Origin of the sequence: Brachybacterium sp. AOP42-C2-15 (assembly GCF_052377065.1) — a bacterium.
GTDB lineage: Bacteria > Actinomycetota > Actinomycetes > Actinomycetales > Dermabacteraceae > Brachybacterium.
In genome coordinates, this window is sequence record NZ_JBQSWK010000009.1 from 86,314 (window position 1) to 113,311 (window position 26,998).

20 protein-coding genes are annotated in these 26,998 nt (G+C 69.6%); 16 read left to right on the forward strand and 4 right to left on the reverse strand.

Features of this window, described 5'->3' with window-relative positions; translation table 11 throughout:
* Positions 1 to 7: 7 nt before the first annotated feature.
* The 9 genes from uvrA (at position 8) to secG (ending at position 11,538) form a co-directional block, all read left to right on the forward strand.
* Positions 8 to 2,884 carry an excinuclease ABC subunit UvrA gene (gene uvrA / locus ACT3SQ_RS07090; protein WP_442331802.1) on the forward strand — a complete coding sequence of 959 codons (2,877 nt, stop codon included), beginning with the start codon at positions 8 to 10 and terminating at the stop codon, positions 2,882 to 2,884.
* A gap of 7 nt (positions 2,885 to 2,891) precedes the next feature.
* The gene (gene uvrC / locus ACT3SQ_RS07095) at positions 2,892 to 4,829 is read left to right on the forward strand and encodes an excinuclease ABC subunit UvrC (RefSeq protein WP_441444051.1); all 1,938 of its coding nucleotides are present in this window, start codon (positions 2,892 to 2,894) and stop codon (positions 4,827 to 4,829) included.
* Positions 4,830 to 4,873: 44 nt separating this feature from the next.
* The gene (gene rapZ, locus ACT3SQ_RS07100) at positions 4,874 to 5,770 is read left to right on the forward strand and encodes an RNase adapter RapZ (protein WP_441444050.1); all 897 of its coding nucleotides are present in this window, start codon (positions 4,874 to 4,876) and stop codon (positions 5,768 to 5,770) included.
* A complete protein-coding gene (locus tag ACT3SQ_RS07105; RefSeq protein WP_442332301.1) occupies positions 5,767 to 6,882 on the forward strand; it encodes a gluconeogenesis factor YvcK family protein in 1,116 nt (371 codons plus the stop codon). Before rapZ ends, ACT3SQ_RS07105 begins: the two co-directional genes overlap by 4 nt.
* A complete protein-coding gene (gene whiA, locus ACT3SQ_RS07110) occupies positions 6,866 to 7,864 on the forward strand; it encodes a DNA-binding protein WhiA (protein WP_441444048.1) in 999 nt (332 codons plus the stop codon). Before ACT3SQ_RS07105 ends, whiA begins: the two co-directional genes overlap by 17 nt.
* Before the next feature lie 110 nt (positions 7,865 to 7,974).
* Positions 7,975 to 8,979, forward strand: a complete 1,005-nt coding sequence (gap, locus tag ACT3SQ_RS07115) for a type I glyceraldehyde-3-phosphate dehydrogenase (RefSeq protein WP_299303401.1) — start codon at positions 7,975 to 7,977, stop codon at positions 8,977 to 8,979.
* A gap of 145 nt (positions 8,980 to 9,124) precedes the next feature.
* Complete coding sequence (locus tag ACT3SQ_RS07120) at positions 9,125 to 10,327, forward strand: phosphoglycerate kinase (protein WP_441444047.1); 1,203 nt, start codon at positions 9,125 to 9,127, stop codon at positions 10,325 to 10,327.
* A complete protein-coding gene (gene tpiA, locus ACT3SQ_RS07125) occupies positions 10,324 to 11,097 on the forward strand; it encodes a triose-phosphate isomerase (RefSeq protein WP_441444046.1) in 774 nt (257 codons plus the stop codon). Before ACT3SQ_RS07120 ends, tpiA begins: the two co-directional genes overlap by 4 nt.
* 198 nt (positions 11,098 to 11,295) lie before the next feature.
* Complete coding sequence (gene secG, locus ACT3SQ_RS07130) at positions 11,296 to 11,538, forward strand: preprotein translocase subunit SecG (protein WP_441444115.1); 243 nt, start codon at positions 11,296 to 11,298, stop codon at positions 11,536 to 11,538.
* Positions 11,539 to 11,642: 104 nt separating this feature from the next.
* On the opposite strand, the gene pgl is transcribed toward secG, so the two are convergent.
* From pgl to tkt, 4 genes are all read right to left on the reverse strand, one after another.
* Positions 11,643 to 13,361, reverse strand: a complete 1,719-nt coding sequence (pgl, locus tag ACT3SQ_RS07135) for a 6-phosphogluconolactonase (RefSeq protein WP_442332302.1) — start codon at positions 13,359 to 13,361, stop codon at positions 11,643 to 11,645.
* Positions 13,358 to 14,911, reverse strand: a complete 1,554-nt coding sequence (zwf, locus tag ACT3SQ_RS07140; protein WP_444600984.1) for a glucose-6-phosphate dehydrogenase — start codon at positions 14,909 to 14,911, stop codon at positions 13,358 to 13,360. Before zwf ends, pgl begins: the two co-directional genes overlap by 4 nt.
* 72 nt (positions 14,912 to 14,983) lie before the next feature.
* A complete protein-coding gene (tal, locus tag ACT3SQ_RS07145) occupies positions 14,984 to 16,093 on the reverse strand; it encodes a transaldolase (RefSeq protein WP_442332303.1) in 1,110 nt (369 codons plus the stop codon).
* A gap of 218 nt (positions 16,094 to 16,311) precedes the next feature.
* Positions 16,312 to 18,408, reverse strand: a complete 2,097-nt coding sequence (gene tkt / locus ACT3SQ_RS07150; RefSeq protein ID WP_442332304.1) for a transketolase — start codon at positions 18,406 to 18,408, stop codon at positions 16,312 to 16,314.
* A gap of 362 nt (positions 18,409 to 18,770) precedes the next feature.
* Between tkt and ACT3SQ_RS07155 the strand changes: the two genes are divergently transcribed.
* The 7 genes from ACT3SQ_RS07155 to ACT3SQ_RS07185 all read left to right on the forward strand — a co-directional run bounded on the left by ACT3SQ_RS07155 (position 18,771) and on the right by ACT3SQ_RS07185 (position 26,934).
* Positions 18,771 to 19,721: a heme o synthase gene (locus tag ACT3SQ_RS07155; protein WP_441444041.1), complete on the forward strand. Its 951-nt coding sequence runs from the start codon at positions 18,771 to 18,773 to the stop codon at positions 19,719 to 19,721.
* The gene (locus ACT3SQ_RS07160; protein WP_442332305.1) at positions 19,718 to 20,740 is read left to right on the forward strand and encodes a site-specific tyrosine recombinase XerD; all 1,023 of its coding nucleotides are present in this window, start codon (positions 19,718 to 19,720) and stop codon (positions 20,738 to 20,740) included. The genes ACT3SQ_RS07155 and ACT3SQ_RS07160 overlap by 4 nt, the downstream gene beginning before the upstream one ends.
* A gap of 178 nt (positions 20,741 to 20,918) precedes the next feature.
* Entirely contained in the window at positions 20,919 to 21,791 is an 873-nt protein-coding gene (locus ACT3SQ_RS07165) for a ParA family protein (protein ID WP_441444039.1), read from the forward strand.
* The gene (locus tag ACT3SQ_RS07170) at positions 21,791 to 22,699 is read left to right on the forward strand and encodes a pseudouridine synthase (RefSeq protein WP_441444038.1); all 909 of its coding nucleotides are present in this window, start codon (positions 21,791 to 21,793) and stop codon (positions 22,697 to 22,699) included. The genes ACT3SQ_RS07165 and ACT3SQ_RS07170 overlap by 1 nt, the downstream gene beginning before the upstream one ends.
* Positions 22,699 to 23,805, forward strand: coding sequence for a prephenate dehydrogenase (locus tag ACT3SQ_RS07175; protein ID WP_441444037.1), 1,107 nt, complete (start codon positions 22,699 to 22,701; stop codon positions 23,803 to 23,805). The genes ACT3SQ_RS07170 and ACT3SQ_RS07175 overlap by 1 nt, the downstream gene beginning before the upstream one ends.
* A 20-nt stretch (positions 23,806 to 23,825) precedes the next feature.
* Positions 23,826 to 26,072: a bifunctional cytidylate kinase/GTPase Der gene (der, locus tag ACT3SQ_RS07180; RefSeq protein WP_441444036.1), complete on the forward strand. Its 2,247-nt coding sequence runs from the start codon at positions 23,826 to 23,828 to the stop codon at positions 26,070 to 26,072.
* A gap of 55 nt (positions 26,073 to 26,127) precedes the next feature.
* The gene (locus tag ACT3SQ_RS07185) at positions 26,128 to 26,934 is read left to right on the forward strand and encodes an NINE protein (RefSeq protein WP_441444035.1); all 807 of its coding nucleotides are present in this window, start codon (positions 26,128 to 26,130) and stop codon (positions 26,932 to 26,934) included.
* The last annotated feature ends 64 nt before the right edge of the window (positions 26,935 to 26,998 follow it).

Here is a 26,998-nt window from a genome sequence, read left to right on the forward strand (position 1 = left end):
TGGTCCGGTGACTGAATCTCTGGTCGTCCGTGGTGCGCGCGAGCACAACCTCAAGAACATCGACATCGACATCCCCCGCAACAAGCTGGTGGTGTTCTCCGGCCTGTCCGGGTCGGGCAAGAGCTCCCTGGCCTTCGACACCATCTTCGCCGAGGGACAGCGCCGCTACGTGGAGTCGCTCTCCGCTTATGCCCGGCAGTTCCTGGGTCAGATGGACAAGCCGTCCGTCGACCTCATCGAGGGGCTGTCCCCTGCGGTGTCGATCGATCAGAAGTCGACCAACCGCAACCCCCGCTCGACGGTCGGCACCATCACCGAGATCTACGACTACCTGCGTCTGCTGTTCTCCCGCACCGGCGAGCAGCACTGCCCCGTCTGCGGTGAGAAGGTCAGCTCCTCCTCCGCGGAGCAGATCGTGGACACCCTCCTCGGCGAGGAGCCCGGCACCCGGTTCCAGCTGCTGGCCCCCGTGGTCCAGGGCCGCAAGGGCGAGCACGTGGACCTCCTCAGCTCGCTGCGCTCCCAGGGTTTCGCCCGCGCCCGCATCGACGGGGAGAACCGCCGGCTCGACGAGGAGATCACCCTCGACAAGAAGTTCAAGCACACCATCGAGGTGGTGGTGGACCGCCTCGCCGCGAAGCCGGACTCCCGCCGCCGCCTCACCGACTCCGTCGAGACCGCGCTGCGGCTCGCCGAGGGGATCCTGTCCGTCGACTTCGTGGACCTGGACGAGAAGGATCCGGACCGGATCCGCCGCTTCTCCGAGAAGCGCGCCTGCCCCAACGACCACCCGCTCGCGATCGACGACATCGAGCCGCGCACCTTCTCGTTCAACGCGCCCTACGGCGCCTGCCCCGAGTGCACCGGGCTCGGCCAGCGGCTCGAGGTCGACCCCGAGCTCGTGATCCCGGATGAGGACCTCACCCTCGCCGAGGGCGCGATCGCGCCCTGGACGATGGGCTCCACCGACCGTCACCTCGAGGTGATGGCCGGCCTCGCCGAGGAGCTGAGCTTCTCGATGGACACCCCCTGGCGTGCCCTGCCCGAGCGGGCGCAGGAAGCGCTGCTGCACGGCAAGGACCACAAGGTCCACGTGAAGTACCGCAACCGCTTCGGCCGCGAGCGCACCTATTCGACCGGCTTCGAGGGTGTGATGCACTTCCTCGAGCGGCGCCACTCCGACACCGAGTCGAACTGGGCCAAGGACCGCTACGAGCAGTTCATGCGCGAGGTCCCGTGCCCGGCCTGCAAGGGTGCCCGGCTGCGACCCGAGGTGCTCGCCGTGACCGTCGGCGGGCGCTCCATCGCCGAGGTCACCGAGATGTCGATCCGTGAGGCGCACGCCTTCCATGACAGCCTCGAGCTCGGGGTGCGGGAGGCGCAGATCGCCGACGAGGTGCTGCGCGAGATCCGCTCCCGGCTCGGCTTCCTGCTCGACGTGGGCCTGGACTATCTCTCCCTCGCCCGTGCCGCCGGCACCCTCTCCGGCGGTGAGGCCCAGCGCATCCGCCTGGCCACCCAGATCGGTTCCGGCCTGGTGGGCGTGCTGTATGTGCTCGACGAGCCGTCGATCGGCCTGCACCAGCGCGACAACGAGCGGCTCATCGTCACCCTCGAGCGGCTGCGCGATCTGGGCAACACCCTGATCGTGGTCGAGCATGACGAGGACACCCTCAACGCCGCGGACTGGGTGGTGGACATCGGCCCGCTGGCCGGCGAGCACGGCGGCGAGGTCGTCTACTCCGGCCTGGTGGAAGGGCTCAAGCAGCACGAGACCAGCCTCACCGGCCGGTACCTCTCCGGAGCGCTCGAGATCCCGCTGCCGGAGTCCCGCCGAGAGATCGACAAGGAGCGGATGCTCAAGGTCGTCGCCCCACGCGCCAATAACCTCGTCGGGCAGGACGTCTCCTTCCCCCTCGGCGTGCTCACCGCCGTCACCGGCGTCTCCGGCTCCGGAAAGTCGTCACTGGTCAACGACATCCTCTACGCGGTGCTCGCCAAGGAGCTGAACCGCGCCCGGATCGTCCCCGGCCGCCACAAGCGGGTCGCCGGCCTCGAGCACCTCGACAAGGTCGTGCACGTGGACCAGTCGCCGATCGGCCGCACCCCGCGCTCGAACCCCGCCACCTACACCGGGGTCTGGGACCGGGTGCGCACCCTGTTCGCCCAGACCAACGAGGCGAAGATCCGCGGGTACACCGCCGGGCGCTTCTCCTTCAACGTCAAGGGAGGCCGTTGCGAGGCCTGCTCCGGCGATGGCACGTTGAAGATCGAGATGAACTTCCTGCCGGACGTCTACGTCCAGTGCGAGGTCTGCAAGGGCCAGCGCTACAACCGCGAGACCCTCGAGGTGAAGTTCAAGGACAAGAACGTCGCCGAGGTGCTGGGCATGTCCATCGCCGAGTCGCTCGAGTTCTTCGACGCGGTCCCCGCGATCCGCCGCCAGATGCAGACCCTCGTCGACGTGGGCCTGGGCTACGTCAAGCTCGGCCAGTCCGCGACCACCCTCTCGGGCGGCGAGGCGCAGCGGGTGAAGCTCTCCTCCGAGCTGCACAAACGCTCCAACGGACGCACCATCTACGTGCTGGACGAACCCACCACGGGCCTGCACTTCGAGGACGTCCGCAAGCTCCTCGAGGTGCTGAACGGCCTGGTCGACAAGGGCAACTCGGTGATCGTCATCGAGCACAACCTCGACGTCATCAAGACCGCCGACCACGTCATCGACCTCGGCCCCGAGGGCGGTTCGGGCGGCGGCCGCATCGTCGCCACCGGCACCCCCGAGCAGGTGGCGGAGACCCCGGGCTCCTACACCGGGCACTTCCTCGCCCCGATGCTCGCCACGGGACGAGCAGGCCGCACCCCGAGAAGCACCGAGCGCTGAGCACACCGTGGCAGATCCGGCGACCTACCGTCCCGCCACCGGGACCATCCCGACCCGGCCCGGGGTGTACCGCTTCCGGGACGAGCACGGCCGGGTCATCTATGTGGGCAAGGCGAAGAACCTCCGCCAGCGCCTGGTCAACTACTTCCAGGATCTCGCGGTCCTCCACGAACGCACCCGGCGGATGGTCACCACCGCCGCGAGCGTCGAATGGACCGTGGTGGGCACCGAGGTGGAGGCGCTCACCCTCGAGTACACCTGGATCAAGGAGTTCGACCCGCGTTTCAACGTCAAGTTCCGCGACGACAAGTCCTACCCGTACCTGGTGATCACGATGGGGGAGCAGGTGCCCCGGGTGCACATCACCCGTCGGCCCCGCGCCAAGGGTGACCGCACCTTCGGGCCCTACCCGCAGGTGGGCGCGATCCGCGAGACCCTCGACCTGATGCTGCGGGTCTTCCCGATCCGGTCCTGCACCGCAGGGGTGTATCGCCGCGCCGAGCGCGCCGGGCGGCCCTGCCTGCTGGGCTTCATCGGCAAATGCGCCGCCCCCTGCGTCGGAGACATCTCCGAGGACGAGCACCGCCGCCTCGCCGAGCAGTTCGCGGACTTCATGGCCGGCAACACCTCGAAGTACACCCGCCGCATCGAGCAGCAGATGAAGGGCGCCGCCGCGGCGATGGACTATGAGACCGCCGCGAGCCTGCGCGACGACCTCAAGGCGCTGAACAAGGTCATGGAGAAGAACTCCGTGGTGCTCTCCGACGCCACCGACGCGGACCTCGTGGGCCTCGCGCAGGACGAGCTCGAAGCCTCCGTGCAGGTCTTCCATGTGCGCGGCGGCAGGATCCGCGGCCAGCGCGGCTGGACCGCGGAGATTCTCGACGAATCCACCGGGCCCGACCTCATCGAGCGCGCGCTGACCACCCTGTACGCCGAGAGCCCGGCACCCAAGGAGGTGCTGGTCCCGATCCTGCCCCGGAACCGCGAGCAGGTGCTCGAGCTGATGGGCCCGCGAACTGACCTGCGGGTCCCGCAGCGCGGCGAGAAGAAGGACCTGCTGCTCACCGTCGGCGAGAACGCGACCGAGGCGCTGCGGCTGCACCGTCTGAAGCGCACCGGCGATCTCACCGCCCGCACCAAGGCGCTCGAGGACCTGGGGGAGGCGCTCGACCTCGCCGAGCCGCCGCTGCGGATCGAGTGCTTTGACATCTCCCATTCCCATGGCACCAACGTGGTCGGGTCCCAGGTGGTCTTCGAGGACGGCCTGCCCAAGAAGAGCGAGTACCGCCGCTACGCCGTCAGCGGCGAGGCAGCCCGCGACGACACCGCCTCCATGTACGACGTCATCTCCCGGCGGCTCAAGCACCACCTGGACCCGCCCGAGCCGGCAGAGGAGGAGCAGGGACGGTACCGGCGCTTCGCCTACCCGCCCTCGCTGATCCTGGTCGACGGCGGCCCGCCCCAGGTCGCCGCCGCCCAGCGTGCCTTCGACGACCTCGGCATCACCGACATCGCCCTGGCCGGCATCGCCAAGCGGCTCGAAGAGATCTGGCTGCCCGGGGACGACTACCCGGTGATCCTGCCGCGCACCAGCGAAGCGCTCTTCCTGGTCCAGCGCCTGCGTGACGAGGCGCACCGCTTCGCGATCACCTACCACCGATCCAAGCGCGGTCGCGCCATGCAGGCCAGCGCCCTGGACGGCATCCCCGGGCTCGGCCCCGCCCGTCGACGGGCGCTCCTGGATCGCTTCGTGACCGTCTCCGCGATCCGTGCGGCGAGCGAGGAGGAGCTGGCTCGGGTCAACGGGATCGGACCCGCGTTGGCCGCGCAGATCGCGCTCGCGCTACGATCCGACCAGGGGGACCAGGCGCAGGCAGTCCTCGAGGACGGCGAGCTCGCTGTCACCGTGGACATGGCGACCGGCGAGATCCTCGACCGCTGACCAGCTGCACCCACCCCCTGTCCCCGACCCCGGAAGGAGCGCTCGTGACCGAGGAGCCCGTACTGACCCCCACCACTGACACCCGGGGTGACGTCGTCATCATCACCGGCCTCGCCGGTGCCGGGAGGGAGACCGCCGCCCACGCCCTGGAGGACATGGGCTGGTACGTCGTCTACAACATCGCGCCGCAGCTGATCGGGACGCTATATGAGCTGCGCGCCACCGCCGTGGGCCGCGAGAACCGCTTCGCCGTGGTCGTCGACCCCCGCTCCGGCCCCTTCTTCAGCGAGCTCTCCGATGTGGTCGCCGATCTGCGCAAGGCCGATCTGCGCCTGCGCCTGGTGTTCCTCACCGCCGACGAATCCACGCTCGTGCGTCGCTTCGACTCGGTGCGCCGTCCCCACCCGCTGCAGGGGGAGGAGGGCGTGCTGGAGGGAATCCGCCGGGAGCGCGAGATGCTCGCCCCCTACCGGCGGATGGCAGACCTGGTCATCGACACCTCCCCCCTGAACGTGCACCAGCTCACGATGAAGATGCGCACCGTCTTCGGCACCAGCGAGGAGCAGCAGCTCACCGTGACGATGCTCTCCTTCGGCTTCAAGTACGGGATCCCGCTCGAAGCCGATCACGTCAGCGACGTCCGGTTCATCCCCAACCCCTACTGGGTCCCTGAGCTCCGACCGAAGCGGGGCACCGACCCCGAGGTGGCGGATTTCGTCCTGAAGGACGCCAACGCGCAGGAGTTCGTGGACCGCTACCTCGAGATGATCCGTCCGGTGCTGCGTGGCTACGGCGCCGAGAACAAGCACTTCACCACGCTCGCGATCGGCTGCACCGGCGGCAAGCACCGCTCGGTCGCGGTCTCGGAGAAGATCGGCGAGGAGCTGCGCCGCAGCGGCCACGCCGTACGGATCCGCCACCGCGATCTGGGGCGCGAATGAGCATCGCACCGCGCGCCCGGGGATCTCGCCTCCGGGGCGCGGATCGCTCCGCCAGTGCGCGGCGGGGTCGGCGCGGCGATCCGCAGCGCCCGTTGCGGGTGGTCGCTCTCGGCGGCGGTCACGGCCTGGCCGCGAACCTGCGCGCCCTGCGGCTGTTGGCCGATGACATCACCGCCGTGGTGACCGTCGCCGACAACGGCGGCTCCTCCGGACGGATCCGGACCGAGATGCCGGTGCTGCCCCCCGGGGACCTGCGGATGGCGCTCGCGGCGCTCTGCGAGGACTCCGACTGGGGCTCCATCTGGGGCGATGTGATCCAGCACCGCTTCGCGACCGATGGCGAGCTCGACGGGCACGCCCTGGGCAACCTCCTGATCGTCGCGCTGTGGCAGATCCTCGAGGACCCGGTCGAGGCGCTCGATCAGATGGCAGAGCTGCTCGGCGCCAGAGGACGGGTGCTGCCGATGGCCCTGGACCCCCTCGATATCGAGGCCCAGGTGCGCGGCGCCGACGGCACTCTGCGCACGGTCTCCGGTCAGTGGCAGGTCGCGACCGCGGAGGGAAGGGTCGAGGACATCCGGCTGATCCCCGAGCGGCCACGGGTCCCGCAGGACGTGATCGACGCGCTGGGCCGCGCAGACTGGATCATCGTCGGCCCCGGCTCCTGGTACACCTCCGTGCTGCCTCATCTGATGATCCCCGAGATCGCCGAGGCGATCCGCACCAGCCCCGCCCGGCGCTGCATCACCACCAACCTCTCGGTGGGGTCGCAGGAGGCAGAGGGCATGACCAGCCTGGACATGCTCGATGTGCTCCTGGAACGAGCCCAGGGGTGCCGCTTCGATGCGCTGCTGGCGGATCCCACTACCCTCGAGGACGCCCTCGAGCTGGCGGAGGCGGCCCAGGCCCGCGGGATCCGCACCCTGCTGCGCCAGGTGAGCGTGGGGGACGGTACACCGCACCATGACCCGGTGCGGCTCGCCGCCGCGTACCGTGATCTCTTCGACGACGCCTACGGCGATGTCGAGCCCGACCATGAGGGCACCGAGCACCGCATCACGGGGGCACAGCCCCCCACCATCGAGGAGGACTTGCATGGCTCTGACGGGTGAGGCGAAGGAGGAGCTGAGCCACCTCGAGGTGAGCCGGCCCTCCGCCCGCAAGGCAGAGGCTGCAGCGATGCTCCGCTTCGCCGGCGGATTGCACCTGGTTGCCGGGAAGGTGGTGGTCGAGGCGGAGCTGGATTCCGCCGCGGTCGCCCGGCGTCTGCACGGGATCATCGCCGACATGTACGGCCACCGGGCCGAGCTCGCGGTCCTGGCCCCCTCCGGCATCCGCCGCACCACTCGCTACATCGTGCGGGTCGAACGCGAGGGCGGCATGCTCGCGCGGCAGACCGGCCTGCTCGATGCCCGCGGCCGACCGGTGCGGGGGATGCCCCCCTTCGTGGTCGGCGGGGCGACGGTCGACGCGGAGGCCGCCTGGCGCGGAGCCTTCCTGGCCCGGGGGATGCTCACCGAGCCGGGACGCTCCTCAGCGCTGGAGCTGTCCTGCCCGGGCCCCGAGGTCGCGCTCGCGATGGTCGGGGCCGCCCGCCGGCTGGGCGTCGCCTCCAAGGCGCGCGAGGCACGAGGGACCGATCGCGTGGTGCTGCGGGACGGAGACGCGATCTCCATGCTGCTGACCCGCATGGGGGCGCACGAGACCGTCAAGAGCTGGGAGGAGCGCCGCACCAAGCGAGAGGTCAAGGCGACCGCGCATCGACTGGCGAACTTCGACGACGCGAATCTGCGCCGCTCCGCCCGCGCGGCGGTCGCTGCCGGGCAGCGGGTGCAGCGGGCGCTGGAGATCCTCGGTGATGAGGTCCCCGAGCATCTGCAGGCGGCGGGCCAGCTTCGCCTCGAGCACCGTCAGGCGAGCCTCGAGGAGCTCGGCCGTCTGGCGGATCCGCCCCTCACCAAGGACGCCGTGGCCGGGCGGATCCGGCGCCTGCTCGCCACTGCGGACAAGCGCGCGGAGGATCTGGGCATGCCCGGAACCGACCACGGAGTGGACGAGGACCGATTACCCCCGTCACCGGACCCAGGACGTTGATAAGATCGTCGTGGTCGTCGGTCACTTCCGGCGCCGTCCGAGCGTACAAGGGCGTGCGCACCATGTCAGTACCGGAATTTCGCAGTTCTCTGCGAATCTAGGAGGAACCCTTGACCATCAAGGTTGGAATCAACGGATTCGGCCGCATCGGCCGTAACTTCCTGCGCGCCGCACTCGAGCAGAAGGCCGACATCCAGATCGTCGGTGTGAACGACCTCACTAACAACGCCGCGCTCGCGAATCTCATCAAGTACGACTCGATCGGTGGCGTGCTGCCCTACGACGTCTCGTACGACGACGACTCGATCACCGTCGGGGAGAACACCATCAAGGCGTTCGCCGAGCGCGATCCCAAGAACATCCCGTGGGGCGAGATCGGTGCGGACGTCGTCATCGAGTCCACCGGCATCTTCACCGACGCCGAGAAGGCCAAGGCCCACATCGAGGCCGGCGCCAAGAAGGTCATCATCTCGGCCCCCGGCAAGAACGAGGACGGCACCTTCGTCATCGGTGTGAACGAGGGCGACTACGACCCCGCGAACCACCACATCATCTCCAACGCGTCCTGCACGACCAACAGCCTCGCCCCCGTGGCCAAGGTGCTGAACGACGAGTTCGGGATCGTCAAGGGTCTGATGACCACCGTCCACGCCTACACCTCGGACCAGGTGCTGCAGGACGGCCCCCACTCGGACCCCCGCCGTGCACGTGCGGCCGCGCTGAACATCGTCCCGACCACCACCGGTGCGGCCAAGGCCGTGGCGCTGGTGCTGCCGGAGCTCAAGGGCAAGCTGGACGGCTACTCGCTGCGCGTTCCGGTCCCCACCGGCTCGATCACCGACCTCACCTTCGAGGCATCGCGCGAGGTCTCCGTCGAGGAGATCAACGCCGCCATCAAGAAGGCTGCAGAGGGCCCGCTGAAGGGGATCCTGCGCTACACCGAGGATCCGATCGTCTCCAAGGACATCGAGGGCGATCCGCACTCCTCGATCTTCGACAGCCAGCTCACCAAGGTGAACGGCAACCTGGTGAAGGTCTTCACCTGGTACGACAACGAGTGGGGCTTCTCCAACCGCCTCGTCGAGCTCTCGCAGCTCGTGGGCAAGTCCCTCTGATCCACCGGTCGTCGTACTGACGACCCGGATCACCCCGGAGCCCACCGGTCACCACCCCGAAGGGTCGGTGGCCGGTGGGCTCCGGTCGTCTCACGAGTCCGCGCCGAGCGATGGCGCGTTCGCCCGAACCTGAAGGAGCACCATCGTGCTGAAGACCATCGACTCGCTCGGAGAGCTGCGCGGCAAGCGCGTGCTCGTCCGGGCTGATCTGAACGTCCCGCTGGACGGGACCACCATCACCGATGACGGTCGCATCCGCGCCGCCCTGCCCACCCTCACCCGGCTGGTCGAAGCCGGTGCACGGGTCGCCGTGATCTCCCACCTCGGCCGCCCCAAAGGCGCACCGGAGGACAAGTACTCCCTGAAGCCGGTCGTGGGCCGTCTCGGCGAGCTGCTGGGCCAGGACGTCGCCTTCGCGACGGACACCGTCGGCAGCTCCGCGCAGGAGGTCGTGGCCGGGCTTGAGGATGGCCAGGTGGCCGTGCTCGAAAACCTGCGGTTCAACCCGGGGGAGACCTCGAAGGACGAGTCGGAGCGGCTCGCCTTCGCCGAGCAGCTCGCCGCCCTCGGTGATGCCTTCGTCTCCGACGGCTTCGGCGTCGTCCACCGCAAGCAGGCCTCCGTGTACGAGCTCGCCACCCTGCTGCCCTCGGCCGCCGGTGAGCTGGTGCTGCGTGAGGTGGAGTCCCTGCGCAAGGTCACCGATTCTCCGGAGCGCCCCTTCGTGGTGGTGCTCGGCGGTGCGAAGATCGCCGACAAGCTCGGAGTCATCGACAGCCTGCTGGGCAAGGCCGATCGCATCCTGATCGGCGGCGGCATGGCCTACACCTTCCAGAAGGCGCAGGGCTACGAGGTCGGCAAGTCGCTGCTCGACGAGAGCAAGCTCGACGTGGTGCGCGAGTACCTCGAGCGCGCCGAGAAGAACGGTGTCGAGCTGGTCCTGCCCGTCGACACGGTGGTGGCACCCGAGTTCTCCGCCGACGCGCCCGCGACGGTGGTCCCCTCCTCCGAGATCCCCTCGGATCAGGAGGGCATGGACATCGGCCCGGAGACGGCGAAGCTGTTCGGCGAGAAGATCGCCGATGCAGCGACCGTGTTCTGGAACGGCCCGATGGGTGTCTTCGAGTTCGAGAGCTTCGCCAAGGGCACCTCGAGCGTCGCGGATGTGCTCTCGAAGGCTCCCGGCTATACCGTGGTCGGCGGTGGCGACTCCGCCGCCGCGGTCCGCATCCTCGGATTCGACGAATCCCTCTACTCGCACATCTCCACCGGCGGCGGCGCGAGCCTCGAGCTCATCGAGGGCAAGGACCTGCCGGGCATCTCAATCCTCGAGGAGGACTCCAAGTGACGACCCGTACCCCGCTGATGGCGGGCAACTGGAAGATGAATCTCGACTGGAAGCAGGGCCTGTCCCTGGTCGAGGAGCTGGGAGAACAGCTCAAGGGTCTCGACACCTCGGTCGTCGAGACCGTCGTGCTCCCCCCGTTCGTGGACCTGCGCACCGTGCAGGTCGCCGTGGACGCCGGCAAGCTGCCGATCGCCTACGGCGCGCAGGACATCTCCGAGCACGAGTCCGGTGCCTACACCGGCGAGGTCTCGGGGCAGATGCTGAAGACCCTGGGCTGCACCTATGTCGCCGTCGGCCACTCGGAGCGTCGCCAGTACCACGGCGAGGACGAGCAGGTCACGAACGCTAAGGTTCGGGCAGCCTTCGCCGCGGGGCTCACCCCGATCCTGTGCGTCGGAGAGCCGCTCGAGGAGCGCAAGGCCGGGAACCATGTCCCGTTCACCCTCGCGCAGCTCACGGGCGGCATCGAGGGTCTGACCGCCGAGCAGGCGGCGAAGATCGTCATCGCCTATGAGCCCGTGTGGGCGATCGGCACCGGCGAGGTGGCCAGTGCAGACGACGCGCAGGAGGTCTGCCAGGCGATCCGCGAGGCGCTGCGCGAGCTGCACGGCGATGTCGTCGCCGACGCGGTCCGCGTCCTCTACGGCGGCAGCGTGAAGTCGTCCAACGTGGTCGAGCTGATGGGCAAGGCCGATGTCGATGGCGCCCTCGTCGGCGGAGCCTCGCTCAAGGCCGAGGAGTTCGCCAAGATCGCGGGCTTCCAGGGCTGAGCGACGTACTGCGAGCTTGCGAGCGGTAGAAGCTCAGCAGGTTCAGCGCAGGCTGAGCGACGTACTGCGAGCTTGCGAGCGGTAGAAGCTCAGCAGGCGAGAGCCTTGCCACGCGGGCCGGACCCAGTATGGGTCCGGCCCGTGCCGTATGCTGGATCAGTCCGTCGTACCCCGTGGAAGGTGCCTGCACTCGTGGATCTGCCCCTGCTGAAGCTCATCCTTCAGGTCATGCTGGCCGTCCTCGGTCTGCTCACGATCATGTTCGTCCTGCTGCATAAGGGACGTGGCGGCGGGCTCTCCGATATGTTCGGCGGCGGTGTCTCCTCCAATGCGAGCGCCTCTGGGGTGGCCGAGCGCAATCTCAACCGCCTCACGGTGGGTGTCGCGGTCAGCTGGGGCGTGTGCGCAGTCGGCCTGGGCATCGTGGAGAAGCTGCTCTGAGCCTTCGCCTCCGGTCTCTCAAAGGCCGCTGAGTCGTATGAGAAGGGCCGGTCACCATGGTGGTGACCGGCCCTTCTCGCGTTCTCAGCGTCCCGTGGGACTGCTCATTGCGGCAGCTGCCCGGCGGCGGCGGCGTCGAGGAACCAGGTCGTCGACTCCAGGCCGCGCACTGCCGAGGCAGGGACTTCCCAGGGGTTGATGTCCTGGTGACCGTCGCGCACCGCGCCGGCCTTCTCCTCGCCGGCGACCAGCAGTGCCACATGGCGGGAGGAGTTCAGCACCGGCCACGTCAGCGAGATCCGCTCCGAGGGCGGCTTCGGCGAGTCGGTGACCCCGATCGCGCTCGCTGCCACCTGTCGCTGATCCGGATGCTCGGGGAACAGCGAGGCGATATGACCGTCAGGTCCCACGCCCAGCATCACCACATCGAAGAACGCCCGGCCGCGGGTGCGGAACGGCTGATCGCCGCCCATCTGGTCCAGCTGCTGCCCGTACCAGGCGGCGGCGTCGTCCAGTGACATGCCGTCCGCGGGGGAGGGCATCACATGGATGTTGCGGGCCGGAAGCCCGGACTCGGCCTGGAGCGGCGCGAGCAGCGAGTCACGCACCGCCACCTCGTTGCGATCCTCGGAGTCCGAGGCCACGAAGCGTTCGTCGCCCCACCACAGGTGCAGGCGGCTCGCATCGACCCCTGCGGCGTCCAGCGCTGCGGGCAGCGCAGCGGCGGTCTTGGTGCCGACCGTCCCGCCGGTGAGCACCAGGTGCGCGAGCGGACGCTCCTCGAGGGCGGCTGCGAGCTGCTTCGCGGTGTGCTCTGCGGCAGCGGCCGCGACCCCGTCCGCGTCGGGCAGCACCTGGTCGACGGGATCGGGCTTGCCCCCGGCGAAGGTGGCGGTGTCATCGATGCTGCTGTACGTGGTGGCGAGCACCTCGCCGTAGACCTCGTCGGGGTCCAGTCGGCGCAGCTCCTCGGTGATGAGCTCAGCGAGCGTGCGGCGCGGCATGGTGACGTGCTGTCCGGTGTCGTCACCGGGGAGCTTCATCACGATCGAGGCGTCATCGACCCGGGTGAGGTCGATGGTGCCGTCCTGGCGGACCAGACGGACGCTGTGCACACCCGCATAGTCGACGTCGCCGCCGTTGGGGGGCAGCACCTCCGCCTCGACCCCGAGGGCGTGCTCGAGCCAGCCGGCCATGAGCACCACCGAGGGGTTGTCGACCGTGCCGGCGACCTCCACCTTGGTGGGGGTCGAGATCGGCGGGACCTCGTAGGCGCTCGCGACCAGTCCGCGCCAGCGGGTCAGCCGCGCCCAGGCGAAGTCGGAGTCGCCGCTGGCGTAGCCGCGGCGCAGCCGCTTGAGGGTCCCCAGCGGGTCCTGGCAGGCGGCGGAGTCGGTGATGCGACGCTGGGACATCGAACCCAGCACGTCATGGATGGGGGAGGACGGAGCATTCTCCGGCCACCAGGTCACGATCGGGGCATCGGGGAGCAGCAGCGCCATCACCAGGGTGTCCAGCGACCACAGCACGTCCCCGCGGGCACGCAGGATCACGATCTCCCCGGCGCCGGCGTCACGGCCCACCCGGATCTCCGCGTCCAGGCCGGAGTTCTCAGCCTCCGGCTCCGCATCGACCACGATCACCCGGGCAGGATGCTCGTGGCTGGCGGCGATGGCCGCCTCGAGCGGCTCCTCGACATCGCCGGTGGCGACGATGATCAGGGTGAGGACCCGGCCGATGGTGTTCGCGCCGAACGTCTCCCGCATCTCGATCATCTGCTTGTTGATCGCCGATGCGGTGGTGTCGGTCAGGGTGGTGATCACGGTCGCCTCCAGGTACGCCCGTCGAGGGCGAGCATCTCGTGCGCGGTATCGGGGCCCCAGGTGCCGGGGCGGTAAGGAGCGGGGTCGAGGTTCTGGGCCCAGAACTCGGTGATGGGGTCGAGGATCTTCCAGGAGAGCTCGACCTCCTTCTGCCGCGGGAACAGCGGCGGGTCCCCGAGCAGCATGTCCAGGATCAGCCGCTCGTACGCCTCCGGTGACTCCTCGGTGAAGTTCATGCCGTAGGCGAAGTCCATGGTCACGTCCCGCACCTCCATCTGGGTGCCGGGGACCTTCGAGCCGAAGCGCATGGTGACGCCCTCATCGGGCTGGACCCTGATGACGATCGCGTTCTGACCCAGATCCGCGGTGTCCGTGGAGCGGAACGGCAGGAACGGGGCACGCTTGAAGACGACTGCGATCTCGGTGACGCGGCGGCCCAGCCGTTTGCCTGCACGGAGGTAGAAGGGGACACCGGCCCAGCGGCGGGTGGCGATGTCCAGGCGCATCGCGGCGAAGGTCTCGGTGGTGGAATCGGCGGGGATGCCGTCCTCCTCGAGATAGGGACGCACCTGCTCGCCTCCCTGCCAGCCGCCCACGTACTGGCCGCGAGCGGTGTGCGCCGCCAGATCCTCCGGCAGCTCGACGGCGGCGAGGACCTTCTCCTTCTCGGCACGCCGATCGGAGGCGCGGAAGGTGACGGGCTCCTCCATCGCCGTCAGCGCGAGCAGCTGCAGCAGGTGGTTCTGGATCACGTCTCGGGCGGTGCCGATGCCGTCGTAGTACCCGGCACGGGAACCGATGCCGATGTCCTCGGCCATCGTGATCTGCACGTGGTCGACATAATTCGCGTTCCAGATCGGCTCGAACATCTGGTTCGCGAAGCGCAGCGCCAGGATGTTCTGGACCGTCTCCTTGCCCAGGTAGTGATCGATGCGGAAGACGTCCTCGGGACGGAACGCCTTCTCCACCACGTCGTTGAGCTCGCGGGCGGAGGCGAGGTCGTGCCCGAAGGGCTTCTCGATGACGACTCGGCGCCAGGAACCGTCGCGGGGGGTGTTGAGCCCCGAGTCCGCGAGCTGGCCGCAGACCTGCGGGAAGGCGTCCGGCGGGATCGAGAGGTAGAAGGCGTGGTTACCGCCGGTGCCGCGAGTGCGATCGAGCTCGCCGACCACCTCGGTCAGCTTCTCGAAGGCGGCGCTGTCATCGAAGGTGCCGGTGACGAAGCGGAGCCCGCCGCGGAGCTGCTCGAAGACGCTCTCGTCGAAGCCGGTGCGGGAGTGCTCGGAGACGCTCTTGCGGACGTAGTCGGCGAAGTCGTCATCGGACCACTCCCGACGACCGAAGCCGACCAGCCCGAAGCTGGGCGGCAGCAGGCCACGATGGGTGAGGTCATAGATGGCGGGCAGCAGCTTCTTGCGGGCGAGGTCGCCGGTGACGCCGAACATCACCATCGAACTGGGCCCGGCGATGAGCGGGAGACGGCGGTCGCGGGGATCGCGCAGCGGATTCGGCGCGTCAGCCCCGGCAGGGGGAGTGGAGGAGTCGGTCACGTTCGTCCTTTCTAGGACACGGAGCAGAGGAGCACGGCCCGCCCATGATGCGGGACCGTGCTCCTCGAAGAGTCAGGCGCGGGCGGACTCGACGGAGGCGGACACCGTGGCCAGGAGCTCGTTCCAGGCCTTCTCGAACTTCTCGACGCCCTCGCGCTCGAGCAGTGCGAAGACCTCGACCAGGTCGACCCCGGCGCCGGCGACGCGCTCGAGCGTCGCGACGCCCGCGACAGCGGCCTCGGCGGACAGCGGAGCCTTCAGCTCCGAATGGTCTGCGGCGGCCTCGATGGTCTTCTCCGGCATGGTGTTGACGGAGGGATCCGCGACCAGGTTGTCGACGTACAGGGTATCGGCGTAGTCGGGGTTCTTCACGCCGGTGGATGCCCACAGCGCCCGCTGGACGTTCGCACCCTTGAGCGCGGTGAAGCGCTCAGAGCCGAAGGCTTCGAGGTAGGTGCCGAAGGCGGCCTGTGCGTTCGCGACGCCGGCCTGGCCGCGCAGAGCGGTCGCCTCCTCGGTTCCCAGGGCCTCGAGCCGCGCGTCGATCTCCGAGTCCACGCGGGAGACGAAGAAGGAGGCGACAGAGTGGATCTTCGCGAGATCCTTGCCCGCTGCCGCGGCCTGCTCGAGACCGGTGAGGTAGGCCTCGATCACGGCCTGATAGCGCTCGACAGAGAAGATCAGGGTGACGTTGACGCTGATGCCCTCGGCGATCACTGCGGTGATGGCCGGCAGGCCGGCCTCGGTGGCGGGGATCTTGATCATCACGTTCTCGCGGCCGACGACCTCGAAGAGGTGCTTGGCCTGCTCGATCGTCTTCTCGGTCTCGTGGGCGAGGCGGGGATCGACCTCGATGCTCACGCGGCCGTCGAAGCCGTGCGAGGACGCGTAGATGTCGGCGAAGAGATCGGCGGCGCTGCGCACGTCATCGGTGGTGAGCACCTCGACGATGGCGTCAACGTCCTTGCCCTCCGCCGCGAGGCGGGCGATGTCTGCGTCGTACTCCGAGCGGCCGGAGATCGCAGCCTGGAAGATCGACGGGTTCGTGGTCACGCCGACGATGTTGCGGCTGTCGATGAGCTCCTGGAGGTTCCCGGAGGACATCCGCTGACGCGAGAGATCGTCGAGCCAGATCGAGACTCCGGCATCGGAGAGGGCCTGGGTGTTGGTGTTCTGAGCCATGGTGTTCCTTCCGGGCGCTGTGCGCCCTGTGTCGAACTGGTGTCGCCCGGTGCAACGGTCTCAAGCGCCGGATCCTTCCCCGAGGTGAGGGAGGGAACCTCTGGGTCCGCGGTCGGCGGCGGGACGGGCGGAGGGAGAAAGGGGAGGGGAGAGGAGAGGATGGGGAGAGGAGGGGAAGAGGAGCGGGGCGGGACCCGGAGGCCCCGCCCCGCGGAGGATCAGGCCCCGGCTGCGGCGAGGGAGTCCTTCGCCGCTGCGACCACGGCCTCGGCGGTGAAGCCGAACTCCTTGAAGAGAGTGCCCGCATCGGCCGATGCACCGTAGTGCTCGAGCGAGACTGCACGCCCATGGGTGCCCAGGAAGCGGTACCAGGGCATCGCGATGCCGGCCTCGACGCTCACGCGTGCGGTGACCGACGCCGGGAGCACAGACTCCTTGTACTCCTCGTCCTGCTCGTCGAACCACTCGACGGACGGCATCGAGACCAGGCGGGCAGGGATGCCCGCCGCCTCGAGCTGGGTCTGCGCCTCCGCGGCGTACTGCAGCTCGGAGCCGGTGCCGATGAGGATCACCTGCGGCTCCGCCGAGGCCTCCTTCATGATGTAGCCGCCCTTGACGAGGTTCTCCGCGCCCGCGTACTCACTGCGGTCGAAGGTCGGCATCGCCTGCCGGGAGAGGATCAGGCCGACCGGGCCGTGATCCCGCTCGAGCAGCGCCTTCCAGGCCTGCGCGGTCTCATTCGCATCCGCGGGGCGCACGATCGACAGGTTCGGGATCGCGCGGTACGCGGCCAGGTGCTCGACCGGCTGGTGGGTGGGGCCGTCCTCGCCCAGACCGATGGAGTCATGCGTCCACACATACGTCGCGGGGACCTTCATGAGCGAGGCGAGGCGCACCGCGCCGCGCATGTAGTCGGAGAACTGGAAGAAGGTGCCGCCGTACGGGCGGGTGAGCCCGTGCAGCGAGATCCCCGAGAGGATCGCGCCCATCCCGTGCTCGCGGATGCCGAAGTGCAGCGTGCGGCCGTACTTGTCGCCGGAGAACTCGGAGGAGCTGAGCTCCTCGGGGAGGAAGGACGACTCGCCCTTCATCGTGGTGTTGTTCGAGCCGGCGAGGTCGGCGGAGCCGCCCCACAGCTCAGGCATGACCGGTGCGAGGGCCTCGAGGACCTTGCCGGAGGCGGCGCGGGTGGCGAGGCCCTTGGCGTCGGCCTCGAAGCTCGGGAACGCCTCGGCGAAGCCCTCGGGCAGTTCACGTGCCTGGAGCCGGTCCAGCAGAGCAGCCTTCTCCGCGTTCGCGGAGCGCCACGCCTGGTAGCCCTTGTCCCACTCCGCCTTCGCAGAGACCGCGCGCTCAGCGAGGGCGCGGGTGTGGGCGAGGACATCCTCGTCGACCTGGAACTGCTGCTCCGAGTCCAGGCCCACGGCCTTCTTCAGGCCTGCGACGCCCTCGGCACCGAGCTTCGCGCCATGCACCGAGTGGCTGCCGGCCAGCTCGGGGATCGGCCAGCCGATGACGGTGCGCAGTCGGATGAAGGTCGGCTTGTCGGTGACCTTCTGAGCTTCGAGGATCTCGGTCTTCAGGGCCGCGACGTCTTCGAGGTACTCGGTTCCGCCCTGGGTCCAGTCCACGGTCCGCACGTCCCAGCCGTAGGCCTCGTAGCGCGCGGCGGTGTCCTCGGTGAAGGCGATCGAGGTGTCACCCTCGATGGAGATCTCGTTGTCGTCCCACAGGACGATGAGGTTGCCGAGCTGCTGGGTGCCGGCGATGGAGCTGGCCTCGCTGCTGACACCTTCCTGGAGGTCGCCGTCGGAGGCGATCACATAGGTGAAGTGGTCGAAGGGGCTGGTGCCCTCAGCGGCCTCGGGGTCCAGCAGGCCGCGCTCGCGGCGCTGCGCCATCGCGAAGCCGACCGCCGAGGAGATGCCCTGGCCCAGCGGACCGGTGGTGATCTCCACGCCTGAGGTGACGAAGTTCTCCGGGTGGCCCGGGGTCTTCGAGCCCCAGGTGCGCAGCTCCTCGAGGTCCTTCTTCTCGAGGCCGAAGCCGCCGAGGAAGAGCTGGATGTACTGCGTGAGGCTGGAGTGACCGGCCGAGAGCACGAAGCGGTCGCGGCCCAGCCACGACGGATCCTTCGGATCGTGCCGCATCACGTCCTGGTAGAGCAGGTAGGCGGCCGGAGCGAGGCTCACAGCGGTGCCCGGGTGCCCATTGCCGACCTTCTCGACCGCATCAGCGGCGAGGACGCGCGCGGTGTCGACCGCACGCTTGTCGAGTTCGGTCCAGCCCTCGGGGGCCTTGAAGTTCTCCGTCATTATCGGGTGCTTCCTTTCGCCGGTGTGCAGCCGCTCGGCCGCGTGGATCGACAGGCCTCGGCGGGCGGTCCCGGCAGCACGTCCTGCGACGTGCGGGTTCCCTGTGCGAGGCGACAGCGTCCAGCTTAGTCGGGCGGGGTCCATGACGCTCGTCCGTCCAGCCTGTTGCCGAGCGTGTCCCAGCGGCTTCGCACACGATCCTCCGCGGTCGCGGTCGCGCCTGCCGCCCGGGGTGCATGGCGGGGTGGGCGACACGGTGCGGGTTCTCACCTCTGGCACTGGTGCCGCCCGGAGGGGCCACCGCCTAGACTGTGGGGGTTCACGCGGCTGCCTTGCCGCGCTCAGAGGAAGGACGGTGGGCGGTGACCGCCACCCAGGGAGCTTCGGTCCAGCATGCACGCCGGGGAGGTGGACGGGCCCCGCAGTCCGCGCGCTCCGTGATCCGCAGCTATGTGGCGCTGACCAAGCCGCGCATCATCGAGCTGCTGCTGATCACCACGATCCCCACGATGTTCCTCGCCGCAGGCGGGTTCCCCTCGCCGTGGCTGATCCTGAACACCATGATCGGCGGGTACCTCGCTGCGGGCGGGGCCAACGCTCTGAACATGTACCTCGAGCGCGACATCGACGCGAAGATGAAGCGCACCCGCAACCGACCGATCCCGTCCGGCGCAGTCTCGCCGCGCGCCGCCCTGATCTTCGGCATCACGATCTCGATCGTCTCCGCGCTCTGGCTGGGCCTGCTCGTGAACTGGGCCTCGGCCGCGCTCGCGGTCGGTGCGATCCTGCTCTACGTCGTCTTCTACACGATGATCCTCAAGCGCCGCACCAGCCAGAACATCGTCTGGGGCGGGATCGCCGGGTGCATGCCGGTGCTGATCGGCTGGGCCGCCGTGACCGGCACGGTGTCCTGGACCGCAGTGCTGCTGTTCCTGGTGATCTTCTTCTGGACCCCGCCGCACTACTGGCCGCTGGCGGAGAAGTTCGCCGCGGACTACGCCAATGCCGGCGTGCCGATGCTCCCGGTGGTCGCCTCGAAGACGACCGTGGCCCGTCAGATGATCATGCACACCGCTCTGATGATCGCCTCGAGCCTTGCGATCATCCCGCTGGGATCGACCGGCTGGGTGTACGGCGTCGCCGCGGTCGCCTCCGGGCTGTGGTTCGGCTACCTCGTGATCCGCTACGCACTGCGCGTGCGCCGTGGTCTCACCGGCAAGGCCCTGAGCCCGATGACCGTCTTCCACGGCTCGATCACCTATCTCACCGTGCTCTTCGTCGCCCTCGCGATCGATCCCTTCGTCACCCTGTGACCAGCGGCGGTCCGGGACCCGACGGGGAGCCGGAACCCGCTGGCGAGCCGGAACCCGCCGGCGAGCAGATCCTGCGTCCCGCTGACCGTCGGACCCTCGAGCAGTATCTGAGCCACCTGCGCATCGAGCGCGGGCTCTCCTCGAACACCCTGGACGCCTACCGCCGCGACCTCACCCGCTATCTGGCCGACCTGGCCCGGCGGGACGTGGATCCCACGGCCGCGGATCCGCAGCAGCTGGGGGCCTGGCTGCAGTCCGTGCGCACCGGTGCCGACGGCGGAAGCCCGCTCTCCGCCGCCTCCGCCGCCCGTTCCCTGGCCGCGGTCAGAGGGCTGCACTCGTTCCTCGACGCCGAACGCGTCTCCACCACCGGCGATCCCTCGCGCCTGGTCCCGTCTCCGACGCTGCCCAAACGGCTTCCGCACCCGCTCAGCATCGACCAGGTCGAAACGCTCATCGATGCCGCCGGCCGCCCCGGCACCGGGCGGGACGCCACCGAGCGGGCGCTGCGCGATCGCGCGCTGCTCGAGGTGCTCTACGGGCTGGGCGCCCGGATCTCAGAGGCGACCGGACTGGATGTGGACGACATCGATCCCCAGGAACGGGCCGCGGTGCTGCGCGGCAAGGGCGACAAGCACCGGGTGCTCCCGGTGGGCCGTTTCGCGCTGGCGGCGCTCGAGGCGTACCTGACCCGCGGCCGTCCCACGCTCGCGGCGCGGGGGAGCGGCTCCCCGGCGGTGTTCCTGGGCTCCCGTGGGACCCGGCTCACCCGGCAGGCCGCCTGGCAGGTGGTGCGGCGCGCGGCGGAGGAGGCCGAGCTGATGGATCTGGCGGAGCCGATCAGCCCTCACACCCTGCGCCATTCGTATGCCACCCACCTGCTGCACGGCGGCGCAGATGTGCGCAGCGTGCAGGAGCTGCTGGGACATGCCTCCGTCACCACCACGCAGCTGTACACGCAGGTCACCGTCGACACCCTGCGCGAGACCCACGCCTCCGCCCACCCCCGGGCTCAGTGAGGGGCTTAGACTTGTCCGGCGCGACGTCCCTGCCGGGCCCGATCCCTCGGGGACGACCTGTGCGGGACGCGGACGGCATGGTGCAGCCGTCGTTCCCCGGACCACGCTCGGATCAGTTCCGAACGGTCACGGATCGTTCCGCACCACCAGACCACGACGCCGACGACAGGACACCGACGTGAGCCCGACCTCCTCCCAGCAGCTGGACATCGATCTCGGCCCGACCGGCCGACCGATGCCGGAGCTCCCGGAGCCGGCCCCGCTCGACTCCCATGGGCCGGCACGCATCATCTCGATGGTGAATCAGAAGGGTGGGGTGGGGAAGACCACCAGCGTGATCAACCTCGGGGCGGCCCTGGCCGAGCTCGGGCGCAAGGTGCTCCTGGTGGACCTGGACCCGCAGGGTGCGCTCAGCGCCGGTACCGGGGTGAACCCCTACGACCTCGACGTGACCGTGTACAACCTGCTGATGGAGCGTGGCCATGACGTGCACGACGTGATCCAGGAGACCTCGACCGAGAACCTCGACGTGCTCCCGGCCAACATCGACCTCTCCGCCGCCGAGGTCACCCTGGTCAACGAGGTGGCCCGCGAGATGGCCCTGGCACGCGTGCTGCGCCCGGTGGCGGATGAGTACGACGTCATCATCATCGACTGCCAGCCGTCGCTGGGCCTGCTGACCGTGAACGCACTGGCGGCGAGCCATGGCGTGATCATCCCGCTCGAGGCGGAGTACTTCGCCCTGCGCGGCGTGGCCCTGCTGGTGGAGACGATCGAGAAGGTGCAGGACCGGATCAACCCCCGGCTCGAGCTCGACGGCATCCTGATCACCATGTTCGACCCCCGCACCCTTCATTCACGCGAGGTGTGCCAGCGGGTGGTCGGCGCCTTCCCGGACAAGGTCTTCCACACCACGATCAACCGCACCGTGAAGTTCCCCGACGCCTCGGTGGCGGCCGAGCCGATCATCTCCTTCGCCTCCTCCACCAAGGGCGCTGACGCGTACCGCCAGCTCGCCAGGGAGCTCATCTCCCGCGGTTCGGCGGCCTGATGGCCGCCGATCGGCGCGGCGGGCAGCGCCCCGGTTCCTCGGGCCGCTCCAGCAGCCAGCCTCAGCGACGTCGCAGCGCCTTCACGCCGCCCAAGCGGGTGCGGCTGCGCGACGAGGCGGGCACCCCGGTGGCGCCGGCCAAGGATCCGGACGGCCTCGCCCCCGAGCCCCATCGCGAAGAGGGCGAGAGGCTGCAGAAGGTCCTGGCCCGAGCCGGTTTCGGCTCCCGCCGGGCCTGCGAGACCCTGATCTCCACCGGTCGCGTGCGGATCGACGGGGTCATCGTCCAGGAACAGGGAGTGCGGATCGATCCCACCACCCAGGTGGTGCATGTCGACGGTCGCCGGCTCCAGCTGGACCAGACGAAGCTGACGCTGGTGCTGAACAAGCCGCGCCACGTGGTCTCCGCGATGAGCGATCCGGAAGGCCGGCGCAACCTCGCCGAGTTCACCGCCGGCCACTCCCAGCGGCTCTATCACGTGGGCCGGCTCGATTACGAGACCGAGGGCCTGCTGCTGCTGACCAATGACGGCGAGCTCGCCCACCGCCTGACCCACCCCAGCTTCGAGGTCGAGAAGACCTACGTGTGCCGCTTCGAGGCACCGGGCGGCGCTCCCCGGGGCCTGGTGAAGTCCCTGCGCGAGGGAATCGAGCTCGAGGACGGTCCGGCCCGTGCCGACCGGGCCCGGGTGCTCGCCCAGGACGGTCATGAAGCGGTGGTCGAGGTGACCCTGCATGAGGGGCGCAACCGCATCGTGCGGCGCATGTTCGCCGCGCTGGGATTCGAGCTGACCGCGCTGGTCCGCACCCGGATCGGCCCGGTGCTGCTCGGCGATCTCGACTCGGGCAGCACCCGGGAGCTGACGGGCCGTGAACTCGGCACCCTGATGGCCGAGGTCGGGCTGTGATGTCGCTGGTGCCCTCTCCGGTCCGGATCATCGGCACCGGGCTGATCGGCGGCTCGCTGGGCATGGCGCTCGGCGCCGCGGGAGCCAGCGTGCAGGTCGAGGACGTCTCCCCGGGCACCACGGCGCTCGCGGTCGAGCTGGGGGTGGGGCATGTCGCCGACCCCGCCGGGCCCGACCCGCGGCTCGTGGTCATCGCAGCCCCACCCGACGCGACCGCCCAGCTGGTCGTCCAGGCCCTGCGCACCTGGCCGCAGGCACTGGTCACCGATGTGGCCAGCGTCAAGGGGATCGTCCTCGAGGGCATCACCCAGGCGGTCGAGCCCGAGGAGCTCACCCGATACATCGGGGCCCATCCGATGGCCGGACGTGAAGTCTCCGGCGTGATCTCGGCCCGTGGCGATCTGTTCCGCGGGCGACCCTTCGTGGTCGTGCCCCACCCGAGCACCCGCCCCGAAGCGATCAGCCTCCTCCAGGGCATCGCCACCGCAATCGGCTCGGTGCCGGTGGTGATGGGCGCCGACGAGCACGACACCGCAGTGGCTCACGTCTCGCATGTGCCGCAGGTGCTCTCGAGCCTGCTGGCGACCACGCTGCTGGAACCGGGGGAGACGGCCCTGGGACTGTCCGGGCAGGGTCTGCGCGACTCCACTCGCATCGCCGACTCCGACCCGAGGCTGTGGGTCGAGATCCTCGGCGCCAACGCTGAGGCGGTCAGCGAGGTGCTCGACGGGGTGCGCGGCCGGCTGGACGAGATCCTGGCCGCCCTCGCCACGATGACCGGGGACCCGGACCCCGCCGTCGGCTCCCGCCGCGCCCTCGCAGAGCTCATCGCCGACGGGAATCGCGGGGTGCGGCGCATCCCCGGCAAGCACGGCGGAGCCTCCGACTCCTTCTCGACCGTGACGGTGCTGGTGCCGGACCGTCCCGGCGAGCTCGGTCGGCTGTTCACCGAGATGGGGGAGATCGGGGTCAACCTCGAGGACTTCCACCTCGAGCACAACTACGGGCGCCAGGTGGGCCTCGGACACCTCTCCGTGGACGCCTCCCGTGAGGAGCTGCTCACCCGAGAGCTCTCCGCACGCGGTTGGACCGTCGCGGAGTCCTGAACGCCCCGTATCCTTGCCGGATGCACACCAGCGCGCCGCACGACCCTTCCTCCCTCGCGAACACCGGCCCCGCCCGCGGCATCGCCATCGCGATCGACGGACCGGCCGGCTCCGGCAAGTCCACGGTCTCCCGCTATGTCGCCGATGCGCTCGAGGGCGGCATCCTCGACACCGGCGCGATGTACCGCGCCGTGGCCTGGGACTGCCTGGACCGCGACATCGACCTCACCGATCGTGAGGCTGTCGCCCAGGCCGCCGAGGAGCTCGAGCTCGAGCTCGGCACTGATCCCGAGGGCGCGACCGTCGTGGTGCGAGGCACCGACATCACCGCCGAGATCCGCAGCGAGCGGATCTCCCAGCGCGTCAGCGACGTCGCCACCAACACCCTGGTGCGCGCGATCCTGCAGCAGCGTCAGCGCGAGCTGCTCTACGCCACCGCCGACGAGCGCGGCTTCTGCGTCGCCGAAGGCCGCGACATCACCACCGTGGTCGCCCCCGACGCCCAGGTGCGCGTGCTGCTGATCGCCTCCGACGAAGAGCGGATGCGCCGCCGCGCCGCCGAGCTCGACCTCGAGGACAACGAGGACACCCGCGCCCGGATGGCCGATCAGGTGCTGCGCCGGGACCGGGACGACTCCACCGTCTCGGAGTTCCTCACCGCCGCCGAGGGGGTCGAGACCCTCGACACCACGGGCCTCGACATCGCAGACGTCGTCGAGCGGGTGCTGATGCTCGTCGCCGCGGCCGAGACCGCGCAGGAGGAGGCCGAGCACGGCAAGCCCGAGCCCGTCCGGCGTCGGACGACCACCTCGGAGGGCGCGTCGGCCGACGGTCCCACCGATGCGGACATCGAGAACGCGCTGCGCGCCGGCCTGTCCGACTACGAGCTCGATGACGAGGACCTGGCCCTGCTGACGGGGGACGAGTCCGAGGAACTGATGCCCGAGATCCAGCGGAACCTTCCGGTGGTGGCGGTGGTGGGCCGTCCCAACGTGGGCAAGTCCACCCTGGTCAACCGCATCCTCGGCCGCCGCGAGGCGATCGTCGAGGACCGCCCCGGGGTGACCCGCGACAGGGTCTTCTATGAGGCTGAGTGGGCGGGCAAGGACTTCTGGCTGGTCGACACCGGCGGCTGGGAGGACCGGGTCCAGGGCATCGCCTACAGGGTCGCCGAGCAGGCCGAGGTGGCCGTCTCCCTCGCCGACGTCGTGATGTTCATCGTCGATGCGAATGTCGGTGTGACCACCACCGATGAGCAGCTGCTCAAGGTGCTCCGCAAGGCCAAGGTGCCGCTGGTGCTGGTGGCCAACAAGGTCGATGACCAGCGCGGCGAGATCGAGGCCGCCGGGCTGTGGAACCTGGGCCTGGGGGAGCCGCATGCGGTCTCCGCCCTGCACGGGCGCGGATCCGGCGACCTGCTGGACGCCGTGCTCGCCGCGATGCCCGAGGAAGGCCGTGGGACGCCCGCCGACCGCGGTCCCCGCCGGGTGGCCCTGGTGGGTCGTCCGAACGTCGGCAAGTCCTCGCTGCTGAACCGGCTCGCCAAGGAGCAGCGCGTCGTGGTCGACGATGTCGCCGGCACCACTCGGGACCCGGTGGACGAGAAGATCACGCTCGGTGGCAAGGAGTGGACCTTCGTGGACACCGCCGGTATTCGGCGCCGGGTGCTCCAGTCCCAGGGCGCCGACTACTACGCCTCGCTGCGCACCCGCTCCGCCCTGGACCGGGCCGAGGTCGCGGTGGTGCTGCTGGAGGCCTCCGAACCGATCTCTGCTCAGGACTTGAAGATCATCGACATGGTCCTGGAGTCCGGGCGCGCCCTGGTGCTCGCCTTCAACAAGTGGGACCTGTTGGACGAGGAGCGTCACAAGACGCTGGAGCGGGAGATCGAGCGTGATCTCGCACACGTCTCCTGGGCTCCTCGGGTGAACATCTCCGCCGAGACGGGCCGCCACGCCGACCGCCTGGTGCCCGCGCTCGAAGCTGCGCTGGAGTCCTGGGACCGGCGCATCGCCACCGGCCGGCTCAACGCCTTCCTGGGCCAGCTGGTGGCCGCGCATCCCCACCCGGTGCGCAGCGGCAAGCAGTCCCGCATCCTGTTCGCGACGCAGGCACGAACCAGGCCGCCGCGCTTCGTCATCTTCGCCAGCGGCTTCCTCGAGCACGGCTATCGCCGCTTCATCGAGCGCCGTCTGCGCGAGGACTTCGAGTTCACGGGCTCACCGATCGTGATCGGCGTGCGGATCCGCGAGAAGCGCCGCCGCTGACAGCCGGGTCCAGCCGAGGTGCATCACCACGGCTGCACCACGTATCGTGTCCGCCATGAGCAATCCCGGTGACAACGGCTCCTGGAACACCCAGGGGAACGACTTCGATGCGCAGCAGGGTGGCCAGGATCCCTATGGCCAGCCGCAGCAGGATCCCTACGCGCAGCAGCCGCAGGACCCCTACGCGCAGCCGCAGCAGGATCCGTGGGCGCAGCCGCCTGCGGAGCCTGCAGCCCAGCAGGATTCCTTCGGTCAGCAGACGCCGGGCGCGCAGCAGTACGGACAGCAGGACCCCTACGGCCAGCCGGTCCCCTCCGCCTCGGATCCCTATGGCCAGCAGCCTGCCGCCGGGCAGGACCCGTACGCCCAGCAGCCTGCCGCCGGGCAGGATCCGTACGCCCAGCAGCCTGCTGCGGGGCAGGACCCGTTCGGCCAGCAGCCCGCTGCCGGGCAGGACCCGTACGCCCAGCCGTCTGCCGGCTCCGCCTCCGATCCGTACGGGCAGCCGCAGCAGAACTGGTCGCCGGCGGCGGGCTCCGGCCCCTCCGCCTCCGATCCCTACGCGCAGGGCGGCGCCGGCTACGGCCAGCCCAGCGCCGGCCAGGCTCCCGCCGCCGGTGGCGCAGCACCCCAGGGTGAGCCTCAGAGCCGCCTGGTGGTGGGCCTGCTCGGCATCTTCCTCGGCGGATTCGGGGTCCACCGCTTCCTGCTGGGGTACACCACGATCGGCATCATCCAGATCGCGGTCACCGTCTTCACCTGCGGCATCGGCGCCTGGTGGGGGCTCATCGAGGGCATCATGGTGCTCGCGAAGTCCCCGACCTTCGAGCGTGACGCCCACGGTCGCCCGCTGAAGGACTGAGCTGCTGGACCGAACCTGCTGAAGGACGGCCCGCCCGTCCCCACGCCTGAGCGACAAGGATCCG

What these genes read in the sequence shown, in the direction of transcription:
- ACT3SQ_RS07105 (WP_442332301.1), top strand. Translation starts at nt 5,767, where the DNA reads ATGAGCATCGCACCGCGCGCCCGGGGATCTCGCCTCCGGGGCGCGGAT.
- tkt (WP_442332304.1), bottom strand. Translation starts at nt 18,408, where the DNA reads ATGACGGAGAACTTCAAGGCCCCCGAGGGCTGGACCGAACTCGACAAG.
- tal (WP_442332303.1), bottom strand. Translation starts at nt 16,093, where the DNA reads ATGGCTCAGAACACCAACACCCAGGCCCTCTCCGATGCCGGAGTCTCG.
- der (WP_441444036.1), top strand. Translation starts at nt 23,826, where the DNA reads ATGCACACCAGCGCGCCGCACGACCCTTCCTCCCTCGCGAACACCGGC.
- whiA (WP_441444048.1), top strand. Translation starts at nt 6,866, where the DNA reads ATGGCTCTGACGGGTGAGGCGAAGGAGGAGCTGAGCCACCTCGAGGTG.
- ACT3SQ_RS07170 (WP_441444038.1), top strand. Translation starts at nt 21,791, where the DNA reads ATGGCCGCCGATCGGCGCGGCGGGCAGCGCCCCGGTTCCTCGGGCCGC.
- ACT3SQ_RS07185 (WP_441444035.1), top strand. Translation starts at nt 26,128, where the DNA reads ATGAGCAATCCCGGTGACAACGGCTCCTGGAACACCCAGGGGAACGAC.
- ACT3SQ_RS07175 (WP_441444037.1), top strand. Translation starts at nt 22,699, where the DNA reads ATGTCGCTGGTGCCCTCTCCGGTCCGGATCATCGGCACCGGGCTGATC.